This window comes from Pseudomonas sp. NFACC13-1, from assembly GCF_900104425.1.
Classification (GTDB): Bacteria; Pseudomonadota; Gammaproteobacteria; order Pseudomonadales; family Pseudomonadaceae; genus Aquipseudomonas; species Aquipseudomonas fluorescens_AA.
In genome coordinates, this window is the sequence record NZ_FMXV01000006.1 from 28,065 (window position 1) to 51,138 (window position 23,074).

The 23,074-nt window shown below is 61.2% G+C and carries 25 protein-coding genes; 8 read left to right on the forward strand and 17 right to left on the reverse strand.

Going from position 1 to position 23,074, the window contains the following annotated elements:
- Positions 1 to 311: 311 nt before the first annotated feature.
- The 4 genes from BLQ55_RS09930 to BLQ55_RS09940 form a co-directional block, all read right to left on the reverse strand.
- Entirely contained in the window at positions 312 to 1,550 is a 1,239-nt protein-coding gene (locus tag BLQ55_RS09930; RefSeq protein ID WP_092253654.1) for an RNA polymerase sigma factor, read from the reverse strand.
- Positions 1,550 to 1,681: a hypothetical protein gene (locus BLQ55_RS32455; RefSeq protein ID WP_256326558.1), complete on the reverse strand. Its 132-nt coding sequence runs from the start codon at positions 1,679 to 1,681 to the stop codon at positions 1,550 to 1,552. The genes BLQ55_RS09930 and BLQ55_RS32455 overlap by 1 nt, the downstream gene beginning before the upstream one ends.
- Before the next feature lie 27 nt (positions 1,682 to 1,708).
- Positions 1,709 to 2,053 (reverse strand): YciI family protein, encoded by a 345-nt coding sequence (locus tag BLQ55_RS09935; RefSeq protein WP_092203866.1) that lies wholly within the window; start codon positions 2,051 to 2,053, stop codon positions 1,709 to 1,711.
- 68 nt (positions 2,054 to 2,121) lie between these two features.
- Positions 2,122 to 2,556 carry a YybH family protein gene (locus tag BLQ55_RS09940; RefSeq protein WP_092203868.1) on the reverse strand — a complete coding sequence of 145 codons (435 nt, stop codon included), beginning with the start codon at positions 2,554 to 2,556 and terminating at the stop codon, positions 2,122 to 2,124.
- A 142-nt stretch (positions 2,557 to 2,698) separates the two neighbouring features.
- On the opposite strand from BLQ55_RS09940, the gene BLQ55_RS09945 reads away from it, so the two are divergent.
- Complete coding sequence (locus BLQ55_RS09945; RefSeq protein ID WP_092203870.1) at positions 2,699 to 3,184, forward strand: GNAT family N-acetyltransferase; 486 nt, start codon at positions 2,699 to 2,701, stop codon at positions 3,182 to 3,184.
- A 135-nt stretch (positions 3,185 to 3,319) separates the two neighbouring features.
- Here the strand turns inward: BLQ55_RS09945 and BLQ55_RS09950 are convergent, their stop codons facing one another.
- Entirely contained in the window at positions 3,320 to 3,808 is a 489-nt protein-coding gene (locus tag BLQ55_RS09950) for a GyrI-like domain-containing protein (RefSeq protein WP_092253656.1), read from the reverse strand.
- Positions 3,809 to 3,888: 80 nt separating this feature from the next.
- A complete protein-coding gene (locus tag BLQ55_RS09955; RefSeq protein ID WP_092203874.1) occupies positions 3,889 to 4,551 on the reverse strand; it encodes a LysE family translocator in 663 nt (220 codons plus the stop codon).
- A gap of 207 nt (positions 4,552 to 4,758) precedes the next feature.
- On the opposite strand from BLQ55_RS09955, the gene alaC reads away from it, so the two are divergent.
- Positions 4,759 to 5,976 carry an alanine transaminase gene (alaC, locus tag BLQ55_RS09960; RefSeq protein ID WP_060738844.1) on the forward strand — a complete coding sequence of 406 codons (1,218 nt, stop codon included), beginning with the start codon at positions 4,759 to 4,761 and terminating at the stop codon, positions 5,974 to 5,976.
- A 182-nt stretch (positions 5,977 to 6,158) separates the two neighbouring features.
- Here the strand turns inward: alaC and BLQ55_RS09965 are convergent, their stop codons facing one another.
- A complete protein-coding gene (locus BLQ55_RS09965) occupies positions 6,159 to 7,511 on the reverse strand; it encodes a GntP family permease (protein ID WP_092203876.1) in 1,353 nt (450 codons plus the stop codon).
- A gap of 91 nt (positions 7,512 to 7,602) precedes the next feature.
- Complete coding sequence (locus BLQ55_RS09970) at positions 7,603 to 8,136, reverse strand: gluconokinase (RefSeq protein WP_092203878.1); 534 nt, start codon at positions 8,134 to 8,136, stop codon at positions 7,603 to 7,605.
- A gap of 216 nt (positions 8,137 to 8,352) precedes the next feature.
- On the opposite strand from BLQ55_RS09970, the gene BLQ55_RS09975 reads away from it, so the two are divergent.
- The 3 genes from BLQ55_RS09975 to BLQ55_RS09985 all read left to right on the forward strand — a co-directional run bounded on the left by BLQ55_RS09975 (position 8,353) and on the right by BLQ55_RS09985 (position 10,807).
- On the forward strand, positions 8,353 to 9,384 hold the full coding sequence (locus tag BLQ55_RS09975) for an HTH-type transcriptional regulator GntR (protein ID WP_092203880.1): 1,032 nt from the start codon (positions 8,353 to 8,355) through the stop codon (positions 9,382 to 9,384).
- Positions 9,385 to 9,542: 158 nt separating this feature from the next.
- On the forward strand, positions 9,543 to 10,097 hold the full coding sequence (locus tag BLQ55_RS09980) for a hypothetical protein (protein ID WP_092203882.1): 555 nt from the start codon (positions 9,543 to 9,545) through the stop codon (positions 10,095 to 10,097).
- Between the two features lie 290 nt (positions 10,098 to 10,387).
- Positions 10,388 to 10,807, forward strand: a complete 420-nt coding sequence (locus BLQ55_RS09985; RefSeq protein WP_092203884.1) for a GNAT family N-acetyltransferase — start codon at positions 10,388 to 10,390, stop codon at positions 10,805 to 10,807.
- 122 nt (positions 10,808 to 10,929) lie between these two features.
- On the opposite strand, the gene def is transcribed toward BLQ55_RS09985, so the two are convergent.
- The 3 genes from def to BLQ55_RS10000 form a co-directional block, all read right to left on the reverse strand.
- Complete coding sequence (gene def / locus BLQ55_RS09990) at positions 10,930 to 11,469, reverse strand: peptide deformylase (protein WP_092203886.1); 540 nt, start codon at positions 11,467 to 11,469, stop codon at positions 10,930 to 10,932.
- The gene (locus BLQ55_RS09995; RefSeq protein ID WP_060738851.1) at positions 11,466 to 12,416 is read right to left on the reverse strand and encodes a YihY/virulence factor BrkB family protein; all 951 of its coding nucleotides are present in this window, start codon (positions 12,414 to 12,416) and stop codon (positions 11,466 to 11,468) included. Before BLQ55_RS09995 ends, def begins: the two co-directional genes overlap by 4 nt.
- A gap of 173 nt (positions 12,417 to 12,589) precedes the next feature.
- The gene (locus BLQ55_RS10000; protein WP_060738852.1) at positions 12,590 to 12,781 is read right to left on the reverse strand and encodes a CsbD family protein; all 192 of its coding nucleotides are present in this window, start codon (positions 12,779 to 12,781) and stop codon (positions 12,590 to 12,592) included.
- A 196-nt stretch (positions 12,782 to 12,977) separates the two neighbouring features.
- Between BLQ55_RS10000 and BLQ55_RS10005 the strand changes: the two genes are divergently transcribed.
- Positions 12,978 to 13,355 (forward strand): hypothetical protein, encoded by a 378-nt coding sequence (locus BLQ55_RS10005; protein ID WP_060738853.1) that lies wholly within the window; start codon positions 12,978 to 12,980, stop codon positions 13,353 to 13,355.
- Between the two features lie 208 nt (positions 13,356 to 13,563).
- Here BLQ55_RS10005 and fadD1 read toward each other — a convergent pair whose 3' ends face one another.
- Together fadD1 and fadD2 are read right to left on the reverse strand one after the other, a co-directional pair.
- Positions 13,564 to 15,255: a long-chain-fatty-acid--CoA ligase FadD1 gene (fadD1, locus tag BLQ55_RS10010; protein ID WP_092203888.1), complete on the reverse strand. Its 1,692-nt coding sequence runs from the start codon at positions 15,253 to 15,255 to the stop codon at positions 13,564 to 13,566.
- 363 nt (positions 15,256 to 15,618) lie between these two features.
- Positions 15,619 to 17,307: a long-chain-fatty-acid--CoA ligase FadD2 gene (gene fadD2 / locus BLQ55_RS10015; protein ID WP_092253658.1), complete on the reverse strand. Its 1,689-nt coding sequence runs from the start codon at positions 17,305 to 17,307 to the stop codon at positions 15,619 to 15,621.
- 224 nt (positions 17,308 to 17,531) lie between these two features.
- On the opposite strand from fadD2, the gene BLQ55_RS10020 reads away from it, so the two are divergent.
- Together BLQ55_RS10020 and BLQ55_RS10025 are read left to right on the forward strand one after the other, a co-directional pair.
- Entirely contained in the window at positions 17,532 to 18,476 is a 945-nt protein-coding gene (locus tag BLQ55_RS10020; RefSeq protein ID WP_092253660.1) for an alpha/beta hydrolase, read from the forward strand.
- 40 nt (positions 18,477 to 18,516) lie between these two features.
- On the forward strand, positions 18,517 to 18,987 hold the full coding sequence (locus BLQ55_RS10025; RefSeq protein WP_092253662.1) for a MaoC family dehydratase: 471 nt from the start codon (positions 18,517 to 18,519) through the stop codon (positions 18,985 to 18,987).
- Between the two features lie 152 nt (positions 18,988 to 19,139).
- On the opposite strand, the gene BLQ55_RS10030 is transcribed toward BLQ55_RS10025, so the two are convergent.
- The 4 genes from BLQ55_RS10030 to BLQ55_RS10045 form a co-directional block, all read right to left on the reverse strand.
- Entirely contained in the window at positions 19,140 to 20,003 is an 864-nt protein-coding gene (locus tag BLQ55_RS10030; protein ID WP_092203894.1) for an efflux RND transporter periplasmic adaptor subunit, read from the reverse strand.
- Positions 20,004 to 20,012: 9 nt separating this feature from the next.
- Positions 20,013 to 20,219 carry a DUF1656 domain-containing protein gene (locus tag BLQ55_RS10035; RefSeq protein WP_092203896.1) on the reverse strand — a complete coding sequence of 69 codons (207 nt, stop codon included), beginning with the start codon at positions 20,217 to 20,219 and terminating at the stop codon, positions 20,013 to 20,015.
- On the reverse strand, positions 20,206 to 22,206 hold the full coding sequence (locus tag BLQ55_RS10040) for an FUSC family protein (RefSeq protein ID WP_092253664.1): 2,001 nt from the start codon (positions 22,204 to 22,206) through the stop codon (positions 20,206 to 20,208). The genes BLQ55_RS10035 and BLQ55_RS10040 overlap by 14 nt, the downstream gene beginning before the upstream one ends.
- Positions 22,207 to 22,448: 242 nt before the next feature.
- Complete coding sequence (locus BLQ55_RS10045) at positions 22,449 to 22,916, reverse strand: ferritin-like domain-containing protein (protein WP_092203900.1); 468 nt, start codon at positions 22,914 to 22,916, stop codon at positions 22,449 to 22,451.
- Between the last annotated feature and the right edge of the window lie 158 nt (positions 22,917 to 23,074).

The window sequence follows — 23,074 nt, forward strand, 5'->3', positions numbered from 1 at the left end:
TCGCGAGCGAGCTCGCTCCCACAGGGTTTTCTGGTGTTTCGAAAATGCGAGACCAGTCATCACCATTCTTGTGGAAGCGAGCTTGCTCGCGATGGGGGTCTATCAGTCGATATTGATGTTGGCTGGTCTACCGCTATCGCGAGCAGGCTCGCTCCCACAGTGCTTTCTGGTATTTCGAAAATGCGAGATCAGTCATCACTACCCTTGTGGGAGCGAGCTTGCTCGCGATGGGGGTCTATCAGTCAATATTGATGTAGGCGGGTCTACCACTAGCGCGAGCAAGCTCGCTCCCACAAGGGGCGCACGGTGGTTCATGGCTGCAACCCGGCAAGCCGCCCTTCGATAAACCGCCGTTCCGGCAGTTGCTGCGTCAGTTCGAGCGCGCGTTGGTAGGCGGCCCTCGCCTCGTCCACCCGCCCCAACTGCCGACAGAACTCCGCCCGCGCCGAGTGGGCCAGGTGATAGTCCGTCAAATCCCCCCGGGCGAGTATCCCGTCAACCAGGCGCAGCCCTTCCTGTGGTCCGTCGCGCTTGGCCAGGGCGGCGGCGCGGTTGAGTTCGATCACCGGCGACGGCACGACCCGCAGCAGCACATCGTAAAGCCCGACGATCTGCGGCCAATCGGTCTGCTCAGCCGTCGGCGCTTCGGCATGCACCGCCGCAATCGCCGCTTGCAGGCAGTACGGCCCGAACCGTCGGGTTTTCAGCGCGGCTTCCACCAACGCACAGCCCTCGGCGATCAGCTCGGCATCCCATAAGGATCGCACCTGCTCATCCAGCAGAATCAGTTCACCGGTCGACGACGTTCGCGCCGGGCGCCGGGATTCGTGCAGCAACATCAACGCCAGCAGCCCCATGACCTCGGCCTCGGGCAGCAACTCCATCAGCAGACGCCCGAGACGGATGGCTTCGCGCGTGAGGTCTTCGCGAGTCAACTCGGCCCCCATCGAGGCCGAATAGCCTTCGTTGAACACCAGGTAGATCACCCGCAGCACGCTGTCCAACCGCTCCGGCAGTTCCGCGCGGGACGGCACCTGATAGGGGATCCTGGCATCACGGATTTTCGCCTTTGCCCGCACGATGCGCTGGGCAATGGCCGCCGGGGCGGCGAGAAACGCCCGGGCGATTTGTTCGGTGCTCAGGTCGCAGACTTCCCGTAGCGTCAGGGGCACCTGGGCATCCGCCGCCAGGGCCGGGTGGCAACAGGTAAAGATGAGCCGCAGGCGATCGTCTTCCACGTCTTCGTCACTCCACGGATCCTGTTCCAGCGCCTCGAGTTGAGCGATCAACATCGGTTGGGACGCGGCGAAACGCGCGCGTCGGCGCAAACTGTCGATGGCCTTGAAGCGCCCCGCAGACACCAGCCAGGCCCGCGGGTTGTCCGGCACACCGTCGCGCTGCCAGCGCTCGACCGCAATGAAAAAGGCCTCGTGCAAGGCCTCTTCCGCCAGTTCGAAATCACCCAGCAGGCGAATCAGCGTCGCCAGGATCCGCCGCGAGTCTTGTCGATAAACCTGCTCGACCCGCGCCTTGACCGTTTCGACCGACATCAGTCGGGCATGCCTTGGGCAACCAGCGTCTCAAGCCGGTCCAGGCCCTGGCCCCAACCCTCAGGGTCGTGTGCCTGGCGATCGATGACCCGGTTGATGGATAACGCGCAAGGGGCAGCGGTGAGGTTCATGAATGAAATCCTGTGTGTGATTGTTGTTCAGGGGTTCAGTTGGCGTACCGGTCGCACTTCAACGCAGCCGACCCGGGCCGCCGGGATATGGCCGGCGACCTGGATGGCTTCGTTGAGGTCCTTGGCGTCGATCAGGTAGAAGCCCGCCAGCTGCTCCTTGGTTTCGGCGAAGGGGCCGTCGGTGATCGACAGCTTGCCGCCACGCATGCGCACCGTGGTAGCGGTCTGTACCGACTCCAGGGCTTCGGCGGCCAGCATGCGCCCACTGCCCTGGATCGATTCGGCATAGGCCATGCACTCGGCGTCCTCCGGGCTGTCGGGCGAGTTGTGCAGCGTCTGTTCGTTGCTATACACCAGGCATAGGTACTTCATGGAAGGCTCCGTGTTCGGACTGATCAACTATGGACGGCAGAATGACGCCCGGCGAAAAAAACCGACGATCAGGGTTGCAGGTCGAACAGCGCCGTCCCGGCCATCGGGTCGAACGGAGCGGACCAATGTTCATGGACGATCAGCCATTGTCCGGCTACACGCTGGTAGCAGGCCGTCACACGCATCCAGCAGGCCTGTTCCTCGCCTTTCTCGTTGGTGCCGCCGCAATAGGCCAGCCAGTGGGCGAAGGCGATGTTGTCGGCCGGGGTAATCTTGACCTGATGAAAGTCGAACTTGTGCGGGCCGGGGCACATTTCCATACAGGCTTGCCAATGAGCCCGGTAAGCGGTCTTGCCCTTGAATTGCAGGGCCTGGATGGCATCGAACGACACAATGTTATCGTCATAGAGCGCCATGACTTTTTCGACGTCCTTGGCCATGACGGCTTGACGGTAGGTGTCGATCAAGGCCTGGATCCGGGTTTCAGTGGCTTGGGTATCCATGGTGATTCTCCGCAGTTTTTTTGTTGAAGACACCCTTTGTCGTTTGGAAAAACAGCGAATCGACAATCCAACAAAAATAATTCCAAAGAGAAAATTCGCTAGAATCCCAGTCCTATTCTGCCGGCAAGCATTGGACGTTTCTGTGACCGCTCGACTCGTCCCCTACGAAGACCTGACCGCGCTGCAACGCGAACAGGTCAGCGCCATCGAACTCCACCCCGAACAGATCAGGTTCGCCGGCGATATCCATGGCGCCCTGCACATGCTGCTGTCCCGGCCCGGCCCAGGGGTCAAAGGCTTTGCGCTATTGGCTGGCGAGGTGCCGGTGGCCTTCCTGCTGCTCAAGCGCCCGCCGGTACTGCCCGCCTGGGCCAACGAACACAGCGCCACCCTGCATGCCTTGCAAGTCGACCACCGGGCCCAGGGCAAAGGGTATGGCAAGGCCTGCCTGCAGGCGCTGCCCGCCGTGGCACGAGCCGCCTGGCCGGACATCCACGGATTGGAGCTCTCGGTCGATCCCGATAACGTCTCGGCCATTGGCCTGTACGCCCGGTTGGGCTGGGTCGACAGTGGCGAAGCCTATAAGGGCCGCATCGGTTATGAGCGGCGTATGGGGTTGACGTTCTGACAAACAGAATCAACGATCGATAGGTGCTGAATGTGGGAGCGAGCTTGCTCGCGATAGCGGTGTTTCAGTCAACATCAAAGTGGCTGGCCTGACGCTATCGCGAGCACGCTCGCTCCCACAGGGGACCTGCGACGATCAGCTTGGCTTGATCGGGATCCAGATCTCCAGGGTGCCTTGGCCGGTCCTGGGGTTGAAGTCTTCGCTGTAGCGCTCGAATTCAGGCTCATCCGCCGCTTCGTAACCGGAATGGGGCAGCCATTCTTTCCAGATGTACTGAAACGTATCCGGCAGTTTTTTCAACGGCCCTTTGTGTTCGAAGACCGCGTAATGGCCTGGCTGGATTTCGATCCAGCGGTATTGCTCCGGCAAATCGTCGAGCCGGCTGATTTCAACGCCGGCGATGTATTCGAACCCACCCTTCCCGTCCGGGTTGCAACACACACCGTAGGTCACTTCATCTTTCTGCCCTGGCACCTTGCCGAGCCAGGGCAGGAACTTTTCCCAGAGCAAAGGGATGTCTTGGGCGGTGTCCTGGGTAAACCGAGCACCAAAGCCGGCGACGAGCTGAAAACGTCCCTGTTCAAAGCGTGGTACGGCTGTGCAATCGCGTTCGGGCTTTTCCATGCGGCAACACTCCAGCAAAACGTGAAGTCGGGCTTGGCAGTATAGAAGCCAAACCGTGATTGCCAGGGCCGTTTCGCTAATCAGATGCCAGGCAGGGCCCCGGTGACGGCGTTTCCTACAAACTCGTTGTAGCCAGAAACAATCACGTACACCGCGAAATAACAGAAGATCGCGGCGGATGCCCAATAGGAATAACGCAACAACTTATCCCCCAACAGTTTGCCGCCCTGGGTCGCCGCCAGGCACAAGGCCGCGCACCACAGCAGCCCGGCGCAGAGAAAACCACTGAGAAACAGCGCCGAGCTGAGCAAGGTTCCGCCACCCGAACGGGCGATCAGCGTACCGCCCACCGCCGCGAACCAGAGGATGGCACTGGGCGATGACATGGCCAGGAAAATCCCGCGCAAGAACTCCTGGCGCGAAGAGTTGCCCTGCACTTCACCGGCCTCGGCCAGTACCGCGCTGTGATAGATCGCCGAGTGGATCATCTTGGCCGCGAAGTACAGCAACAGCACCGAGCCGCCGACCCACAGCACCCAGCGCACCGCTTCGTATTGCAGCAGCACAGTCATGCCGGCCAAGGCCAGGACGGCATAGATCAGATCGCCCACGCAGGTGCCCAGGCCCAGGGCGAACCCCTGGAAATAGCCGCGCTGCATCGCCAGGGTGATCATCGCGATATTGGCCACGCCAATGTCCAGGCACAGCGAAAGGCTCAGCAGGAAACCGCTGGAAAATTCCATCATTCATTCCATCAGGATTGGTGAGGCAGGTTCAACAAGCCGCTGCGACCATCGATGGCGCCGCGGCCAGGACGACAGTGTCGTCGAAAATAGTTCGCCGCGGCTACTGGACAATCCGACATCCGCCCGATTATCTTGCGCCGCAGGCCACCGCAGTGGCCAACGTCGCTCGGACGGTTCCGGGCGCTCACGTATCTCGAGGCAATAATGGCCGAACAAGGTTCGCCGCGCCGCTTTGCGCGCATCGATCGACTCCCCCCGTATGTATTCAATATCACTGCCGAGCTGAAGATGGCTGCGCGTCGGCGCGGCGAAGACATCATCGACTTGAGCATGGGTAATCCCGACGGCGCCACGCCTCCACACATCGTGGAAAAACTGGTCACCGTCGCCCAGCGCGAAGACACCCACGGTTATTCCACCTCCAAAGGCATCCCGCGCCTGCGCCGCGCCATTTCGCGCTGGTACAAGGACCGCTATGAGGTGGACATCGACCCGGAGACCGAAGCCATCGTCACCATCGGGTCCAAGGAAGGCCTGGCCCACCTGATGCTGGCCACCCTGGACCAGGGCGACACGGTGCTGGTGCCCAACCCCAGCTATCCGATCCACATCTACGGCGCGGTGATCGCTGGCGCCCAGGTGCGCTCGGTGCCGTTGGTGCCTGGGGTGGATTTCTTCGACGAACTGGAGCGGGCCATTCGCGGCTCGATCCCCAAGCCGAAGATGATGATCCTCGGCTTCCCGTCCAACCCCACCGCCCAGTGCGTGGAGCTGGACTTCTTCGAGCGGGTCATCGCCCTGGCCAAGCAGTACGACGTGCTGGTGATCCACGACCTGGCCTACGCCGACATCGTGTATGACGGCTGGAAAGCCCCGTCGATCATGCAAGTGCCGGGCGCGAAAGACATCGCGGTGGAGTTCTTCACCCTGTCCAAGAGCTACAACATGGCCGGCTGGCGCATCGGGTTCATGGTGGGCAACCCGGAACTGGTCAACGCCCTGGCGCGGATCAAGAGCTACCACGACTACGGCACCTTCACGCCGCTGCAGGTGGCGGCCATCGCCGCCCTCGAAGGCGACCAGCAATGCGTGCGCGACATCGCCGAGCAGTACCGCCAGCGCCGCAACGTGCTGGTCAAGGGCCTGCATGAGCTGGGCTGGATGGTAGAGAACCCGAAGGCATCAATGTACGTCTGGGCCAAGATCCCCGAGGCCTATGCGCACCTGGGCTCGCTGGAGTTCGCCAAGAAGCTGCTGGCCGAGGCCAAGGTCTGTGTCTCGCCGGGGGTGGGGTTCGGGGAGTATGGGGATGATCACGTGCGCTTTGCGCTGATCGAGAACCAGGACCGGATTCGCCAGGCGGTGCGTGGGATCCGTGGGATGTTCAGGGCGGATGGGTTGGTAAGCAAACCTAACGCCTGATCTAGAACCAACAGTGGGAGTAGGCTCCCGCCCTGGCTCTACTGATCACCCGAAACCAGTGTGGGAGCGAGCTTGCTCGCGATAGCGGTACAACAGTCAGTAAAGTATCGACTGCAAGTCCGCTATCGCGAGCAAGCTCGCTCCCACCAAGCTCGCTCCCACAAAGGGTTATAGGTTGTCGCTTAGACCACCAGCGACAGCAGCAGGATAAAGATCAACCCCACCACCGACAGGATGGTTTCCATCGCGGTCCAAGTCTTGAACGTCTCGGCCACGGTCATGTTGAAGTACTGCTTGACCAGCCAGAAACCCGCATCGTTGACGTGGGACAGGATCAACGAGCCGGCACCGGTCGCCAGCACCAGCAGCTCACGGTTCACACCCGGCATCATCCCCACCACCGGCACCACGATACCGGCACCGGTAATGGTCGCCACCGTCGCCGAACCTGTGGCGATACGGATCACCGCCGCCACCAACCACGCCAGCAGGATCGGCGAGATCTGCGCACTCACCGCCATGTGACCGATCACATCGCCCACGCCGCTGGTGACCAGCATCTGCTTGAAGCCACCACCGGCACCGATGATCAGGATGATCGCGGCGGTCGGCGCCAGGCTGGCGTCCAGCCATTTGAGCATCTGGCTGGAACCGATGCCCTGCTTGTAGCCGAAGGTGTACAGCGACAGCAACAATGCCAGCAGCAACGCCGAGATCGGGTGGCCGATCATGTCCATCCAGGCGCGGAAGAGGTTGCCGTCCGGCAGCGCCACGTCAGCAAAAGTCTTGAGCAGCATCAGGAACACCGGCGACAGCACGGTGATCAGGGTGATGCTGAAGCTTGGCAGCTCGGCGGCGCTCGTCTCGCGGGCCAGTTGGTCCACCAGTTCCTGGTTCGGATGGCCGGGGATGTGCTTGGCAATGAATGTACCGAAGATCGGGCCGGCAATGATGGCAGTCGGCAGCGCGACGATCAGACCATAGAGAATGGTCTTGCCGATGTCGGCGCCAAACACGCCAATCGCCAGCAGCGGCCCCGGGTGCGGCGGCACCAGGCCGTGGACCGCGGAAAGACCGGCCAGCAGCGGGATACCGATCTTGATGATCGACACGCCGGTGCGGCGCGCAACGATGAACACCAGCGGGATCAGCAGCACGAAGCCGATTTCGAAGAACAGCGGGATGCCCACCAGGAACGCGGCGAACATCATCGCCCACTGCACCTTGTCCTTGCCGAAGGCGCGGATCAGGGTCTGGGCGATCTGATCGGCCCCGCCCGACTCGGCCATCATTTTGCCGAGCATCGTGCCCAGCGCCAGGATGATGCCGACAAAGCCCAGCACGCCACCGAAGCCGTCCTGGAACGCCTTGATGATGGTGCCGGTCGGCATGCCCGACGTCAGGCCGAGGAACGCGGCGGCGATGGTCAGCGCAATGAACGGGTGGAATTTGAACTTGGTGATGAGGACGATGAGTCCGATCACCGTGACCACTGCATCAAGCAGTAGGAACGTCTCGTGGGACATGCCGAACATGGGAGGTGTCTCCTGATTTGTTGTTGTTATTGAAGCAGTTATTTATGAGTCGTCGGGACAGCGCTATCTTTCTGACGCAAATTTTTTGAAATCAGCTGGCCAGCTTCAAACCGTGGGCCAACCACCAGACGTAAGCCTGCTGCGCCAGTTCGTCAACGCTGTGGCTGGACGCGTCCAGAGCCAGGGTCAGGGGCTCGCCGACAGGGGATTCAAGGGTGGCGAACTGGCTGTCGATCAGGGTCGACGGCATGAAATGGCCGGGACGATGGGAAACGCGGTCGGCGGCCACTTCGGGGGTCAACTCAAGGAATACGAAGCCCAGGCCGGGCAAGGCGCTGCGCAGACGCTCGCGATAACTGTGCTTGAGGGCCGAGCAGGTCAGCACCGGGCGCTCGCCCGTGGCATCGACACGGCGCAACTCGTCGCACAGGCTGTCGAGCCAGCCGGCACGGTCGTCGTCGTTCAAGGGGATACCGGCGCTCATCTTCTGGATGTTGGCCGCGGGGTGGAACGTGTCGCCTTCGATGGCGGTGGCGCCGCTCAACTGGCACAGGGCCTGGCTGACGCACGTTTTGCCGCAACCGGCAACGCCCATGATGACCAGGGCGGAGATGGGATTGTTCATGTAACACCTCAGCGCGCAGACAGCGCTACCTTTGCCAGTTATGACACCGCAGCAAAAGCAGAAGTTGCCGACGCCTTCTTGTCATTTTTGTGGTTGCAGCATGTTCGTTCACGACACCCGTGGACAGGGGATCAGGCAACCCCCGCTCACGCATTTGCAGCGGCGTCGAGACAGCGCTACCTTAGTGCCTTGATTTTTGTTTGGCAAGCCGCCCTGATGACCGCCCCTAAAAACGATAAGAATCCTCGCACCACCGGTCGCCCCACGCTCAACGAAGTCGCACGCCTGGCCGGTGTCAGCCCTATCACCGCCTCCCGTGCCCTGCGTGGCGTCAGCACCGTCGCCTCGGAACTGGTGGAAAAAGTCCGCCAGGCCGCCGTGGAACTCAACTACGTTGTCAATCCCGCCGCCCGCGCCCTGGCTTCGGCCCAGAGCCATTCGGTGGTGGTGCTGGTGCCGTCGTTGTCCAACCTGTTGTTCATCGACACCCTGGAAGCCATCCATCGGGTGCTGCGACCCAAGGGTTTCGAAGTGGTGATCGGCAACTACCACTACTCCCGGGACGAGGAAGAAGACCTGTTGCGCAACTACATGGCCTACCAGCCACGGGGGTTGCTGCTGACCGGTTTCGACCGCACCGAAAGCGCCCGGCGCATGATCGAGGCCAGCAACATACCGTGCGTGTACATGATGGAACTGGACCCCGGCGCCGGGCTCAATTGCGTCGGTTTTTCCCAGCTCAAGGCTGGCGAAACGGCGGCCGAGCACTTGATTTCCAAGGGCCGCAAGCGCCTTGCCTACATCGGCGCGCAGCTGGACCAACGCACCCTGCTGCGCGGCGAGGGTTTCCGGCGTGCCTTGCAGAACGTCGGATTGTACGACCCGGACCTGGAAGTACTGACACCGCGTCCATCATCGGTGGGCCTGGGCGGCGAGCTGTTCCTGCAATTGCTGGCCAGTCACCCGGACGTCGATGCGATCTTCTTCGGCAACGATGACCTGGCCCACGGCGCCCTGCTCGAAGCATTGCGCTGCGGCATCAAGATCCCCGAGCGGGTGTCGATCCTCGGTTTCAACGACCTGCCCGCCTCGGCCCATATGGTGCCGCGCCTGAGCAGCATCAGCACCCCACGGGAAGCCATCGGTCGCCGCGCCGCCGAACAGATGCTGACGCTGATGGCCGGCAACCGCATCGCGCAGCCGGTGGTGGACCTGGGTTTCGAGCTCAAGGTTCGCGAAAGCACCTGAGGCGCACGCTCAAGCGGTCGATCCATGCCGTCGGACGGCAAGGGTTGGCCGCCCCGCTCGCCGCGCGCTTGTCCAGACCCTTTGGAATACGGGCCTTGCGAAGGCGGCATGGGAATTGCTCCTGCCCATCGCTCAGCCATTACCTACAGGTGTTCATCATGTTGGTCAGTGCCAAACAGCAAGCGATGGTCTTGCCACTCAAACGCCCGGGCGAGGATCCCACCGCCGAAGCCGCCAGCGGCCTGCAAAGCGCCGCGCTGCAGGCATTGCGCAATAATGTCCAGGCCCAGGCCAGCCAGGGCAGTGCCCAGGTCCAGGATTCCTTCACCCGACGAGCCACGCAACAGGTCAATGCCGCCACCGCCATCAGCGACAAGGTGGATGAGGCGTTCGCCAAGACGCGCGTGCAACTGCAGACCGTGGCTTCATCAATGCCTGAAGAAACCACGACACTGGGCGGCTCCGCCACGGCGCAGTTCAAGGACTACATGAGCAAGACGCCCGAAGAGCGCCTGCGCGACAGTATTCTCGAAGAGATGGGCATTACCGAGGAAGCGTTCGAAGCGATGCCGCCCGAGAAGCAGATGGCGGTCAGCCAGGAGATTGCCCAGCGCATGCAGGACAAGTCGGCGATGGCCCAAGTGGAAAAGGCCCAAGAAAGCCGCACGGGCGACAAAGCCTCGGCCACGGACATGTTTCTCGCCTCGCTTTGAGCCTCGGCACATCACCAAGCGTTTGAGCTGGGGTGACCGCCCAGCTCAAACCTGAGGCCCGCCGAAGCGGTACCGGCTCAATGACCGAACAGGTTCACCTTTTTGGTTTTTTTGTCGGCGCGCTTCTCATCGGCAGTCTTCGCCGGTTTTTTCTTTGCCGCTTTTTTTGAATCCATGCCTTTGGCCATGATACGTACTCCAGTCATACGGGATGTGAAGTCAGGTATACACCTATCGCCGCAGTCGCGTTCTTTTATAATTGCCTCCCCCTTCTGCGCCACGACCCAACCATGTCCGAAATCCATTACGCAGCGCTCGAAGCATCGCTTTGGCCGCTGATGAACAAGTTCTATCGCGCTCACCAATCCTCGATGAAAGCGGTGCGTGACGCGCAGCTGTGGGTGGCACGGCGCGATGAGATCGTCGCCGCCCTGTGCTTGCGGCCCGTGTCGGGTGGGCATTGGTTGACGGGGTTGTTCGTCGACCCGGCGTACCGCGTCCAGGGCATAGCCGCGCGATTGATCGCCGAAGCGGTGAACGGTGTGGACAAACCGGTGTGGCTGTTCTGCCACCCGGACTTGCGCGGCTTTTATGAGCGGCGTGGCTTCAGCTTCGACCCTGAACTGCCCTATGCGATGGCCGAGCGCCTGAGCCGGTATGCCCGCAGCAAGCCGATGATTGCGATGGGGTGGGAGCCTGCAAAACCCTGAGATCAGGGCAGTCCCTTGTGGGAGCGAGCTTGCTCGCGGTGGCGTCAGGTCAGCTGCATCAATGGCGGCTGACACACCGCCATCGCGAGCAAGCTCGCTCCCACGGGGTTCAGGGGTGGGTATCAATCGTCGGCGGCGGGGTCCAGGTCCGGGAACATCACTTCGGTAAAGCCGAACTTGCTGAAATCAGTGATGCGCGACGGGTACAAGCGCCCGATCAGATGATCGCATTCATGCTGCACCACCCGCGCATGAAAGCCCGACGCGTAACGCACGATCGGCTCGCCCTTGGGATCGAAGCCCTCATAGCGGATGTGTTGGTAGCGCTCCACCGCACCGCGCAGGCCCGGCACCGACAGGCAACCTTCGAAGCCCTCTTCCATCTGCGGGCCCAGGGGGGTGATCAGTGGGTTGATCAGGATGGTCTGGGGCACCGCCTCGGCGTCGGGGTAACGCTCGCTGTGCTCGAAGCCGAAGATCACCAGCTGCAGGTCGACGCCGATCTGCGGCGCCGCCAGACCGACGCCGCCGACGCTTTCCATGGTCTGGAACATGTCGTCGATCAATTGCCACAACTCCGGGCTGTCGAACATTTCGGCGGGCACCGGCGGGGCGATGCGCAGCAGGCGTTCGTCGCCCATTTTCAGGATTTCACGGATCATGGTCGGGCTTCGTCAGGATGGGTTTGAGGGATGGAATGGTCGCGCCCCAGGCCCGACACATGCTGTTTTTCGTGCTCGCCCGCGCTCTTTTCACCCGGGTTCTTGCCCTCGGTGGACATGTGCTCGATCACCGCATTCATTTCCGCGCCGAGCAACAGCACCGCCGAAGAAATATAGAAATACAGCAACAACACGATGATCGCGCCGATGCTGCCATACATGGCGTTGTAGTTGGCAAAGGTCTTGACGTAAAACGCGAAGCCCAGGGAAGCGATGATCCACACCACCACCGCCAGCACCGACCCCGGCGTGATGAAGCGAAACTCCTGCTTGACGTCGGGCATCACGTAATAGATCAGCGCCACGGCCACCATCAGCAAGAACACGATCACCGGCCAACGCACGATCGTCCAGAGCGTGACGATGAACTCCTCCAGGCCGACCTGGGCCGCAATCCAGCCCATTACCTGCGGCCCGAGCACCATCAACGCCGCAGCGGCCAGCAGCATGCCGGCGATGCCGACCGTGTAGAAAATCGACAGCGGGAAGCGCTTCCAGGCCGGACGTCCTTCCACCACATCGTAGGCGGCGTTCATCGCGCTCATCATCAGGCGCACGCCCGCCGAAGCGGTCCACAAGGCGATGACGATACCCACGGACAGCAACCCACCCTTGGACTGCTGAAGCTGGTCGATCACCGGGTTGACCTGCTCCAGGGCCTGGGGGGGCAGCACCAGCTCCGATTGCAGGCGCAGCCAGGAGAAGAAGTCCGGCAGGTGCAGGAAACCGATCAAGGCAATCAGGAAGAGAATGAACGGAAACAGCGAAAACAGCATCTGGTAGGCCAGTGCCGAGGCATAGGTCGACATCTCGTCGTCGACGAACTCGGTCACGGTACGCATCATCACACGATGCAAAGGTAAGCCTTTCAAGGCCGGAAACATCATGTGCGTCTCCTTTCGCCGCAAAAAAGGAAGGTCGCCTGGCGACTCATGGGGTTGTTATCCAAGACAAAGTAACCTGTTTGGCGACTTTGGAACAATTTCCCCGGTGCAAGTTCGAGCCGACATGAAAACGGCCATCCGCAGATGACCGTTCCATTCGCTTCACTACAGGCCGGTTATGCCTTGTCGACGCCTTTCTTGACCGCATCCTTGGCCTTGCCCACGGCTTGTTGGGCCTCGCCTTTTTTCTCCTGGACCACGCCCTCGGCGCGCATACGGTCATTGTCGGTGGCCTTGCCGACGCCTTGCTTGATGTTGCCAACGGCTTCGTTGGCGACGCCCTTCACTTTATCGCTCGTGCTACCCATGGTGTCTCTCCTGTGAACAACGCTACGAAAAGTCATTACATAAGGGTTGACCGGGGCCGTTCGCCGGGAGTTTCATTTTTTTCAGCGGCACATTTCAGCGTCGAATGCAGGTTGCACTTTATGTTTGTCGATCAACCCCCGAGAATGCCCCACGTATTCAGGCCGTGGCTTGAAGCTCCAACCCCGTAGGAACGTTATGAAACTCGATAAAAAGCAGGCCATCGCCCGCAGGAATCAGGAACTGGGCGGCGCCGTACTGGGCGTCAACAATTGCCATTTCAGCGAATTGAACCGCAACCGCAACATCTTCTGGTTCGATATCCCGGTGGCGCGCCTGGCCATCGGTCAGTACGAATGGATCCACCTGCTGCTGCACACGCCGGCCACCGATGAGCTGCTGCACTTGAAGGTGCCGACCGTGTTCCTGCGGGAAAAAATGGAAGGCCTGGAAGTGCGCAACCAGGGCAAACGCAAGGCCGCCTTGAGCCTGGAACTGAGCGCCGACAAGGACGCCTACCTGCAGGACATGCGGCCGGGTGGCACCAACCTGGATTTTGCGCAGTTCCGGTTGTAACCGGACCCGGGAAGCACCGGTTCCCTGTGGCGAGGGAGCTTGCTCCCGCTGGGCTGCGCAGCAGCCCCCTTCGATCTGACGGACACACCGCAAGGGGCCGCTGCGCGTCCAGCGGGAGCAAGCTCCCTCGCCACACAAGCTTTCTTGCCCAGGAAATCGCAGCCAACAAAAAGCCCCGCATCAGCGGGGCTTTTCATGGGTAACGGTCTTACTTCTTCAACCCCAACTTCCTGAGTTCTTCATCCCGCAACTCGCGGCGCAGGATCTTGCCCACGTTGGTGGTCGGCAAGGCATCGCGGAACTCCACGGCCTTGGGCACCTTGTAGCCGGTGACGTTGGCACGCATGTGTTCCATTACCTGTTCCTTGGTCAACGTCACACCGGGCCGTGCGACGATGAAGATCTTGATCGCCTCGCCGGATTTTTCGTCCGGTACGCCGATGGCCGCGCATTGCAGCACGCCCGGCAGGGTTGCCAGCACGTCTTCCAGTTCGTTGGGGTACACGTTGAAACCGGAGATCAGGATCATGTCCTTCTTGCGATCGACGATGCGCATGTAGCCGTCCGGCTGGATCAGCGCGATATCACCGGTCTTGAGCCAACCTTCGCTGTCGAGGATCTCGTCGGTGGCGTCCTGACGCTGCCAGTAGCCCTTCATCACCTGTGGACCTTTCACGCACAACTCGCCGATTTCGCCCAATGGCTGCTCGACACCCGCGTCATTGATCACCTTGCACAGCGTCGACGGCACAGGAATACCGATGGTACCCATCTGGATGTTCTGGATCGGGTTGACGGTGGCCACCGGGCTGGTTTCGGTCATGCCATAACCTTCGCAGATCGGGCAACCGGTCACCGCTTTCCAGCGCTCGGCCGCGGCCAGTTGCAAGGCCATGCCTCCGGACAGGGTGACTTTCAGTGCCGAGAAGTCCAGCTTGCGGAAGGCTTCGTTGTTGCACAGGGCCACGAACAGCGTATTGAGGCCGACGAAACCGCTGAACTTCCACTTCGACAGTTCCTTGACCATCGCCGAAAGGTCACGCGGGTTGCTGATCAGAATATTGTGGTTGCCGATCAGCATCATCGCCATGCAATGAAAGGTGAAGGCATAGATGTGGTACAGCGGCAGTGGCGTGATCAGCACCTCGCAACCTTCATTGAGGTTGGAGCCCATCAGCGCCTTGCACTGCAACATGTTGGCCACCAGGTTGCGGTGGCTGAGCATCGCGCCCTTGGCCACGCCGGTGGTGCCGCCGGTGTATTGCAGCACGGCCACGTCGTCGCTGGTGGGGTTGGCTTCGTTCACCGGCTGGCCGTGGCCTTTGCTCAACACGTCGTTGAACTTGACGGCCTTGGGCAAGTGATAAGCCGGGACCATCTTCTTGACGTACTTGATCACGCTGTTGATCAACAGGCGCTTGAGCGGCGGAAGCAGGTCGGCGACTTCAGTGACGATAACGTGCTTGACGCCCGTCTTCGGCACCACGGTTTCGGCCAGGTGCGCCATGTTCGCCAGGCACACCAGGGCTTTGGCACCGGAGTCGTTGAACTGGTGTTCCATTTCCCGCGCGGTGTACAACGGGTTGGTGTTGACCACGATCAACCCGGCACGGATCGCACCGAACACCGCCACCGGGTACTGGAGAACGTTGGGCAACTGCACGGCGATTCGATCGCCCGGCTGTAAATCGGTATGCTGTTGCAGGTACGCGGCAAACGCCCCGGACAACTCGTAGAGCTCACCGTAGGTGATCGTCTTGCCGAGGTTGCTGAATGCCGGCTTGTTGGCAAAGCGTTGGCAGGACTGCTTCAACACCGCCTGAATATTCGGATACTCGTCTGGATTGATGTCGGCAGCAATCCCAGCTGGGTACTTATCCTTCCAAAAGTCTTCGATCATGGAAGCCCACTCCTCAGCAACGCGAATTCTCACCGCATTTGATGCGATTATTATTGGTGTGTGTTTATTGGTGAATCTGGCTTGAATCAAGGCCGAGAAGTCACAAAAGCGCGCCGAGAGTAGCAGCTTTGCCGAGGGTCGCCTAGAGCCAAAAACAACCCCCACAGTCATAAATATGACTCATGAATATTTTATGGTCATTTTTAGAGTAAAAATTCTAAGTCTTGGATAATGACCCCGAATATATAAAAACGGTGGGAGCGAGCTTGCTCGCGATGGCGGTGTATCAGCCCACATCTCTGTTACTGACCTACCGCTATCGCGAGCAAGCTCGCTCCCACAGTGATCCATGAGGCAGGCGCCTCAGGCGATATCCCGCAACTCCCGCCGCAGGATCTTGCCCACTGGCGTCATCGGCAATGAATCCCGCAACACGATGTGCTTGGGAATCTTGTAGCCGGTGAAATTCTCCTTGCAATAGGCCTTGAGTTCTTCAAGGCTGACCCCGGTTTCCCGCGCCACCACGAACAACTTCACCGCCTCCCCCGAACGCTCGTCCGGCACGCCGATCACCGCGCAGTTGGCCACCTTGGGATGGGCCATCACCACGTCTTCGATCTCGTTGGGGTACACATTGAAACCCGAGACGATGATCATGTCTTTCTTGCGGTCGACGATGCGCACAAACCCGTCCGGGTCGATCACCGCGATATCGCCAGACTTGAACCAGCCCTCGCTGTCCAGCACTTCGGCCGTGGCCTCGGGCTTGTTCCAATAGCCTTTCATGATCTGCGGCCCCTTGATGCACAGCTCGCCGCGCTCGCCCAGGGGCTGCTCGACGCCATCGTCGTTGATCACTTTCATCAGCGTACCCGGCACCGGCATCCCCACCGTGCCCAGTCGAGACTTGCCGCCATAAGGATTGGCACTGGCCACCGGTGAGGTTTCGGTCAGGCCATAGCCCTCGGTAATCCCGCAACCGGTGAGCTGCTGCCAGCGCTCGGCGGTGGCCTTGATCAACGCGGTGCCGCCGGAGTTGGTGACCTTGAGGTGGGAAAAATCCAGGCTCTTGAAATCCGGATGGTCCATCAACGCCACGAACAGCGTGTTGAGCCCCAGCAGCAACGAGAAACGCCAGTTCTTCAGTTCCTTGATGAAGCCGCCGATGTCCCGTGGATTGGTGATCAACACGTTGTGGTTGCCGGTCACCATCATGCACATGCAGTTCGCCGTGAACGCATAGATATGGTACAGCGGCAGTGGCGCGATCATGACCTCCTGGCCTTCGCGCAGCAGCGGCTGGCCGTCATCGCCGAGCTGCCCCAGGCAGGCCCGGGCCTGTTGCATGTTGGCCACCAGGTTGCCGTGGGTCAGCATCGCGCCCTTCGCCAACCCGGTGGTGCCACCGGTGTATTGCAATACCGCGATATCGTCGAGGCTGACGGTCAGTGGCTTGATGCCCTGGCCGCGTCCCAGGCGCAAGGCGCTCTTGAAGGAAATGGCCTGGGGCAGCGAATAGGCCGGGACCATTTTCTTGACCTTGCTCACCATCGTGTTGACCAGCCAGCCCTTGGCGGTGGGCATCATGTCGCCCATCTTCGCTTCGATCAGGTATTGCAGGTCCGTATCGGGCAACACCTCCTGGACTTTCTGCCCGAACATGTTCAGGTACACCAGGGCCCGGGCACCGGAGTCCTTGAACTGATGACGCATTTCCCGCGCGGTGTACAGCGGGTTGGTGTTGACCACGATCAGCCCGGCGCGCAAGGCACCGAACACGGCGATCGGGTACTGCAGGATATTCGGCATCTGCACCGCGATACGATCGCCAGGCGCCAGGTCGGTATGGGTTTGCAGGTAACCGGCGAAAGCCGCGCTGTAGCGCTCGAGCTCGGCATAGGTGAGGGTCACCCCCATATTGCTGAACGCCGGACGGTCGGCAAATTTCTTGCAGGAACGCTCGAACACCTCGATCACCGACTTGTAGGTCCCCAGGTCGACGTCCAGGGGCACGCCGGCCGGGCGTTTGTCATTCCAGAAATCAGGCTGCATTGTTTTTGTCCTCTTTACCTGAGCATGTCCGGGCCGCGTCTGTATCGCTTGCAGAGGCGGAGCTCCTGGGACACTAGCAGCTATGGCCAATCAGGCAAATATGGCAACCTGCGTCATAGATTGTGTGAATCTTCTTGCCATGGCGTGGCCTGATCAGGCGAGACGCAACGGATGCGCTATACAATGCAGCGACGCTGCGTCTGACTTTGTGCAAAGGAATCGCCATGATCCACCAAACGTTCTGGCTGACCGCGACCGACCATAGCCGCCTGTTCGTCAACCAGTGGCTGCCCGAAACCGCCCCGGTGGCGGTGATCATGCTGGCCCATGGCATGGCTGAACACAGTGGCCGCTACGCCCGCCTGGCCCAGGCGCTGTGCGACGAAGGCTATGGGGTCTATGGGATGGATCTGCGCGGCCATGGCAAGACCGGCGAGGGAGCGATACTCGGCCACTTTGCCGACGAAGACGGCTGGGCCAAGGTCGTGGGTGATTTGGCCAGCCTCAACCATCACATCGGCCAGCAGCACCCTGATACGCCCATCCTGCTGCTGGGCCACAGCATGGGCAGCTACATCGCCCAGGGTTACCTGCTGCATCACAGCGCCAGCCTGCACGGGGCGATTCTCAGCGGTTCGAACTTCCAGCCGGTGGCGCTCTACCGCAGCGCTCGCCTGATCGCCCGCTTCGAACGTCGGCGCCAGGGTGCGACGGGGCGCAGTGCCTTGATCGAGTGGCTGTCGTTCGGCAGTTTCAACAAGAAATTCAAACCGACGCGTACCCCCTTCGACTGGCTCAGCCGCGATCCGGCCGAAGTCGACAAGTACGTCCACGACCCGCTGTGCGGTTTTCGCTGCACCAATCAACTGTGGGTCGACCTGCTCGGCGGCTTGCAGCAAATCAGCAAAGCGTCCAATCTCGCCCAGATCGATCCGGGCCTGCCCCTGCTGGTGATCGGTGGCGAATGTGATCCGGTGAGCGAAGGCAAGCGTCTGAAGGATCTGGCCGACGCCCTGCGCGACGCCGGCAGCCAGCACCTGCAATTGACGATTTACCCGCAGGCCCGGCACGAATTGTTCAATGAAACCAACCGCGATGAAGTGACCGCCGACGTGCTGGCCTGGATTGCCCAGGCCCTGGAACACAAGCGGCCGCCACGCAGCGAGTAGGCTTGCAGCGTTTTCCTTTACTCCACAGGATCTGAAACAGATGACCCAGGTTACCAACATCCCTTACGAAGCCCTCGAAATCGGCCAGACCGCCAGCTACAGCAAGACCGTCGAGGAACGCGACATCCAGCTGTTCGCAGCGATGTCGGGCGATCACAACCCGGTGCACCTGGACGCCGAATTCGCCGCGGCGAGCATGTTCAAGGAGCGCATCGCCCACGGCATGTTCAGCGGTGCGCTGATCAGCGCGGCGGTGGCGTGCGAGCTGCCTGGGCCGGGCACGATCTATATCGGCCAGCAGATGAGCTTCCAGAAACCGGTGAAAATCGGCGACACCCTGACCGTGCGCCTGGAAATCCTGGAAAAGATGCCGAAATTTCGTGTGCGCATCGCCACCCGCGTGTTCAATCAGCGCGACGAGCTGGTGGTGGACGGCGAAGCCGAAATCCTCGCCCCGCGCAAGCAGCAGACCGTGACCTTGCCGACGTTGCCGGCGATCACTGTCGGTTGATTACCGCGATCTAAAGTGAATGACATGTGGCGAGGGGATTTATCCCCGCTGGGGCGCGAAGCGGCCCCAATACCTCAAATCCCTGCCGTGTGTCAGCCTGGGCACAAGGGCTGCTGCGCAGCCCAACGGGGATAAATCCCCTCGCCACAAAATTATGGCTGGTCTTCGCGCACCTGCACGCTCGCCGTCATCCCGGCGCTCAGGTTCACCCCCTCCGGCACCTTGTCCAACTTGATCCGCACCGGGATCCGCTGGGCCAGGCGCACCCAGTTGAAGGTCGGCTCCACCTCCGCCAGCAACTGCGCATCGGGGTTGGTGTTGCGGTCGGTAATGCCGCGGCTGATGCTTTCGACATGCCCCTCCAGCGCATGGCCGGCACTCATCAGCCAGATCTTGACCGGATCGCCCACACGAATCCTGGGCAATTTGGTTTCTTCGAAATAGGCCTGCACATAGAACGTCGAGTCATCGATCAGCGCCATGACCGGCTGGCCGGCATTCACGTAGTTGCCTTCGGCCAGGCGCAGGTTGGTGATATGGCCGCTGCGGGGGGCCAGGACCTGGCTGCGGGCCAGGTTGAGCTCGGCGACCTTGGCCTCGGCCTGGGCTTCGCGCAGTTCGCCGCGGGCGATGCCAGCGTTGATCTGGGCGTTTTCCCGCAATTCGGCACTGATGGCCTGGGGGCCCAGGGCGGCGCGGCGACTGGCTTCGTGTTCGCGCAGGCTCAGTTGCTGCTGGCGTGTCTGGACCACGGCCCGGGCCTTCTCCACCGCCGCCTCGAAACGCTCGCGGTCGATGCTCAACAGCAGATCACCGGCCTTGACCTGCTGGTTATCCACAGCCTTGAGCTCGCGCACCCAGCCCGACACGTCGGGTGCGATCACTACCACGTCAGCGCGGATCCGCGCATCGCGAGTCCAGGGCGTGAGCATGTAGTACTGCCACAGGTGAAAGCCGGCGAAGATCGCCACGGCCACCATGCACAGCGTGACGGCGACACGTACGGAAGTACGCATGTTCAACTCCTATAGCGGCCCGAGGACCACGGTAATGACAGTCAGGACACAGACATACAGGGCGCAGTCGAACAAGGCTTCATGCCAGATCCACCGCCCGGCCGGCACCAGGCTGAGCAACAGGCGCAACGCGCCGGTCACCAGCAACGCCAGTACCAAATAAATCAGGAACGGGCTGAGCAACACCCCGCCAATCGACCACTCACGCAAGCCCATGGCTGTGCTCCCGTCGTTCAGGTTCGTGCTGGCTGCACCAGGCGCGCCAGCTGTTTTGCAATTGCACCACCGCGCCCTGGGCCAGCTTCAGTGCATCGCCGGGCGGCTGGGTCGACAACACGTCCAGGAACTCGGCGCTCGCCGGGGCCAGCGCATCGGCCTGGTCACCGGCCGGACCACGTTCGAGCACCTGCTCCAGCGCTTCGAAATAACGGCGCTGCGCCCGGGTATCGGGCACTTGGGCGACGGCCAGGCTCAGGCGCAAATGCAACAGCTCATCGCCGATGTCCAGGCCAAGCAAACCATCATCCCAACGGCTGCGCGACTGCGCCGGCAGTTCAGGGTAATGCCTGGCGAGCTGCAACAGCCGGTCGGCCATGCGCCCGCCGAACCAACTCTCGGCCCCCGGCAGGCGGCGATGGGTCAGGCGCACCAGATCGTGAAGGGTCGCGGCCAGCAGACGGCGGCTGTGCCAGGCCGGGTTGCGCAAAATCAACAGATTGAAGGCCAACACCGCCGCGCCCACGCCGATCATCATGGCCTGGGCATTGTTGAAGAACGCCGCGACGTCGTATTTCATGGCATTGAGCGGTGAAATCAACACCACGAAATGCAGGCAGAACGACGTCGCCGTGGCGAAGATCTGCGGCTTGGCCATGCCCAATGCCCCGAAAAACAACGGCACGCCCATGGCCATGCACAGCATCGCGAAACTGCTCCATTGCGGTAGCACGAGCTCGCCGATCACGAACGCCGTCGGCACGGCCAAAAAGATGCCCCGCAGAAAACTCATGCCGATCTGCGCGCCGTTTTCGCGACTGGCGAACAGGCTGCACACCACGCACGTCAGTACCAGCGCACCCGATGCGGCGGGCCAGGCGGTCGCCAGCCAGAAACAGGCCACCGCCAGGAATGCCAGGGCGCTACGCGCGCCGAAGACCATGGCCAGGGACAAGTCGCGATGGGGCGTCAAGGTGCGGGGTGGATCCGCCGCCTCCCTGCCCTCCTGCACCGCCGTCAGGGCGGCGCAGGCGGCCAGGGCGGTATCGAGCAACAAGGCGAACCGCGCCAGGCAGTAACTTTGCGCCGCGCTGATCTGGGGGTCGTGGGACGCATCCCATACCCGGGGACGCAGGGCCTGCAGGGTCGCACTGTCGGCATCGAGGGCTTGCCGCACCTCGTTCATCCATGGCTGGAGCGCCACCGCTTCCTCGGGGTCAAGCTGCTTCCACTGCCGGCGCACCGAGCGCGAGATACGCAGCAGCATCAGCAATTTCTGGCTCAAGCCGCTGATGGCCCGGGCTCGCTGTCGACCTCGGCTGCCTTCGAACCAGGCATGTTCGCGCTGGGCATCCACCGCGACGATCCTGCCCAGAATTTCCAGCAATCCTTTACGGGCCTGGGCATCGCCCGCCAGGGTCGCACGGGCCGCCTGCATGCCACTCTGCCAGGCAGCCAGGGCCTGACCGGCCAGTTGCCGCTCGACCCGCAACGGCCAGAGCAAGGCACTGGCCGCCGTGGCACAGACGATGCCCAGGCTGATCTCGGTACAGCGCGCCACCGCTTGGTCAAACACCCCCAGCGGATGGGAAATGGCCGGCAGGGCAATGATCGCCACCGTGTAGCCGGCCAATACGAATGAATACGACCAGGCACTGCGCAGCAGCGTCGAACAGGCCGTGCAAAGGCCCAGCCAGAGCGCCAAGGCCAGCAGGAACAACCAGGGCGCCTGGGCAAACAGCCCCATGAACACCACCGACATGACGGTGCCCACCAACGTGCCGACCAATCGTGCCAGCCCTTTCTGCACCACCATCCCGGACAGTGGCTGGGCGACGATGATCGCCGTCATCAGCGCCCACGACGGCTGCTCCAACCCCCAGCGCAACGCCAGCCATAACGCCAGCCCGGCGCCAAGCACGGTCTTGATGGCGAACTGCACAGCGAGGCGGTCGGGGGCGAACAAAGCCTGGAAGGTAATGGGCACGCGAAAAACTCTTTGGGGGACGCCAATAACAATAGATGCAATGCGGAGGGATAGGCGGCGCAATTATTAGCTAGCTACCTATTAGAGTCCAGAGCTGATTATGGATGGATTCAACAACACACTTTTTCTGATCGAGGCTGAGTGCGCCAACCTGACTCGCCACAACAGTGTCACCTTCAATCCGAGCCCCAAACAAAAAAACGCCAGGCAGGCTGGCGTTTTTTTTGGCGTTGGCTGCGTGTTTAACTCTGGGCACGCGCCTGGTTGCGCAGAGCCTTGACCTGGTCATGGTTGCGTTGCACGCCATGGTACTGACGTTCGACCAGGTCACGAATGCCCACCAGGTTGTGCTTGTTGATTTTCTCCAGCGCCTCTTTATAAGCCTTGAGCGCATGGTCCTCGCCGCGCTCGGCTTCGTTGAGCACCGCTTCTTCATCCTTGCCGGTGAACATGGATTTCACGTCCACCCAGCGACGGTGCAGGTCACCGGCAACGCTGGTGGACGTTTCCGGATCACCGCCCAACGAACGAACGGCTGCCTGCAGCTCGGCCGCCGCGGTGGCGCAATCGGCGGAGCGCTGGACGAACAGCGTCTTGAGCTCTGGATGCTTGATGTCTTCAGCGCAGGTCTTGAACCCTTCCTGGCCATCCTTGCAGGTCTCGATCAGGTCGTTCAAGACGGAGATGGATTCTTTGTTGATGTCAGTCATTTTTCAGTTCCTTTGCTGGTGAATAGAAAACCTGCAAGGGATATTGCATCAGCCATGCCAGCCATCAAAACCAATAAAAACACTTAAAAATCAATTAGTTAATAAATACCCTGAAATCTGTATCCGCGCTATTTGCATGATCTGTCATTTGGCCTGCA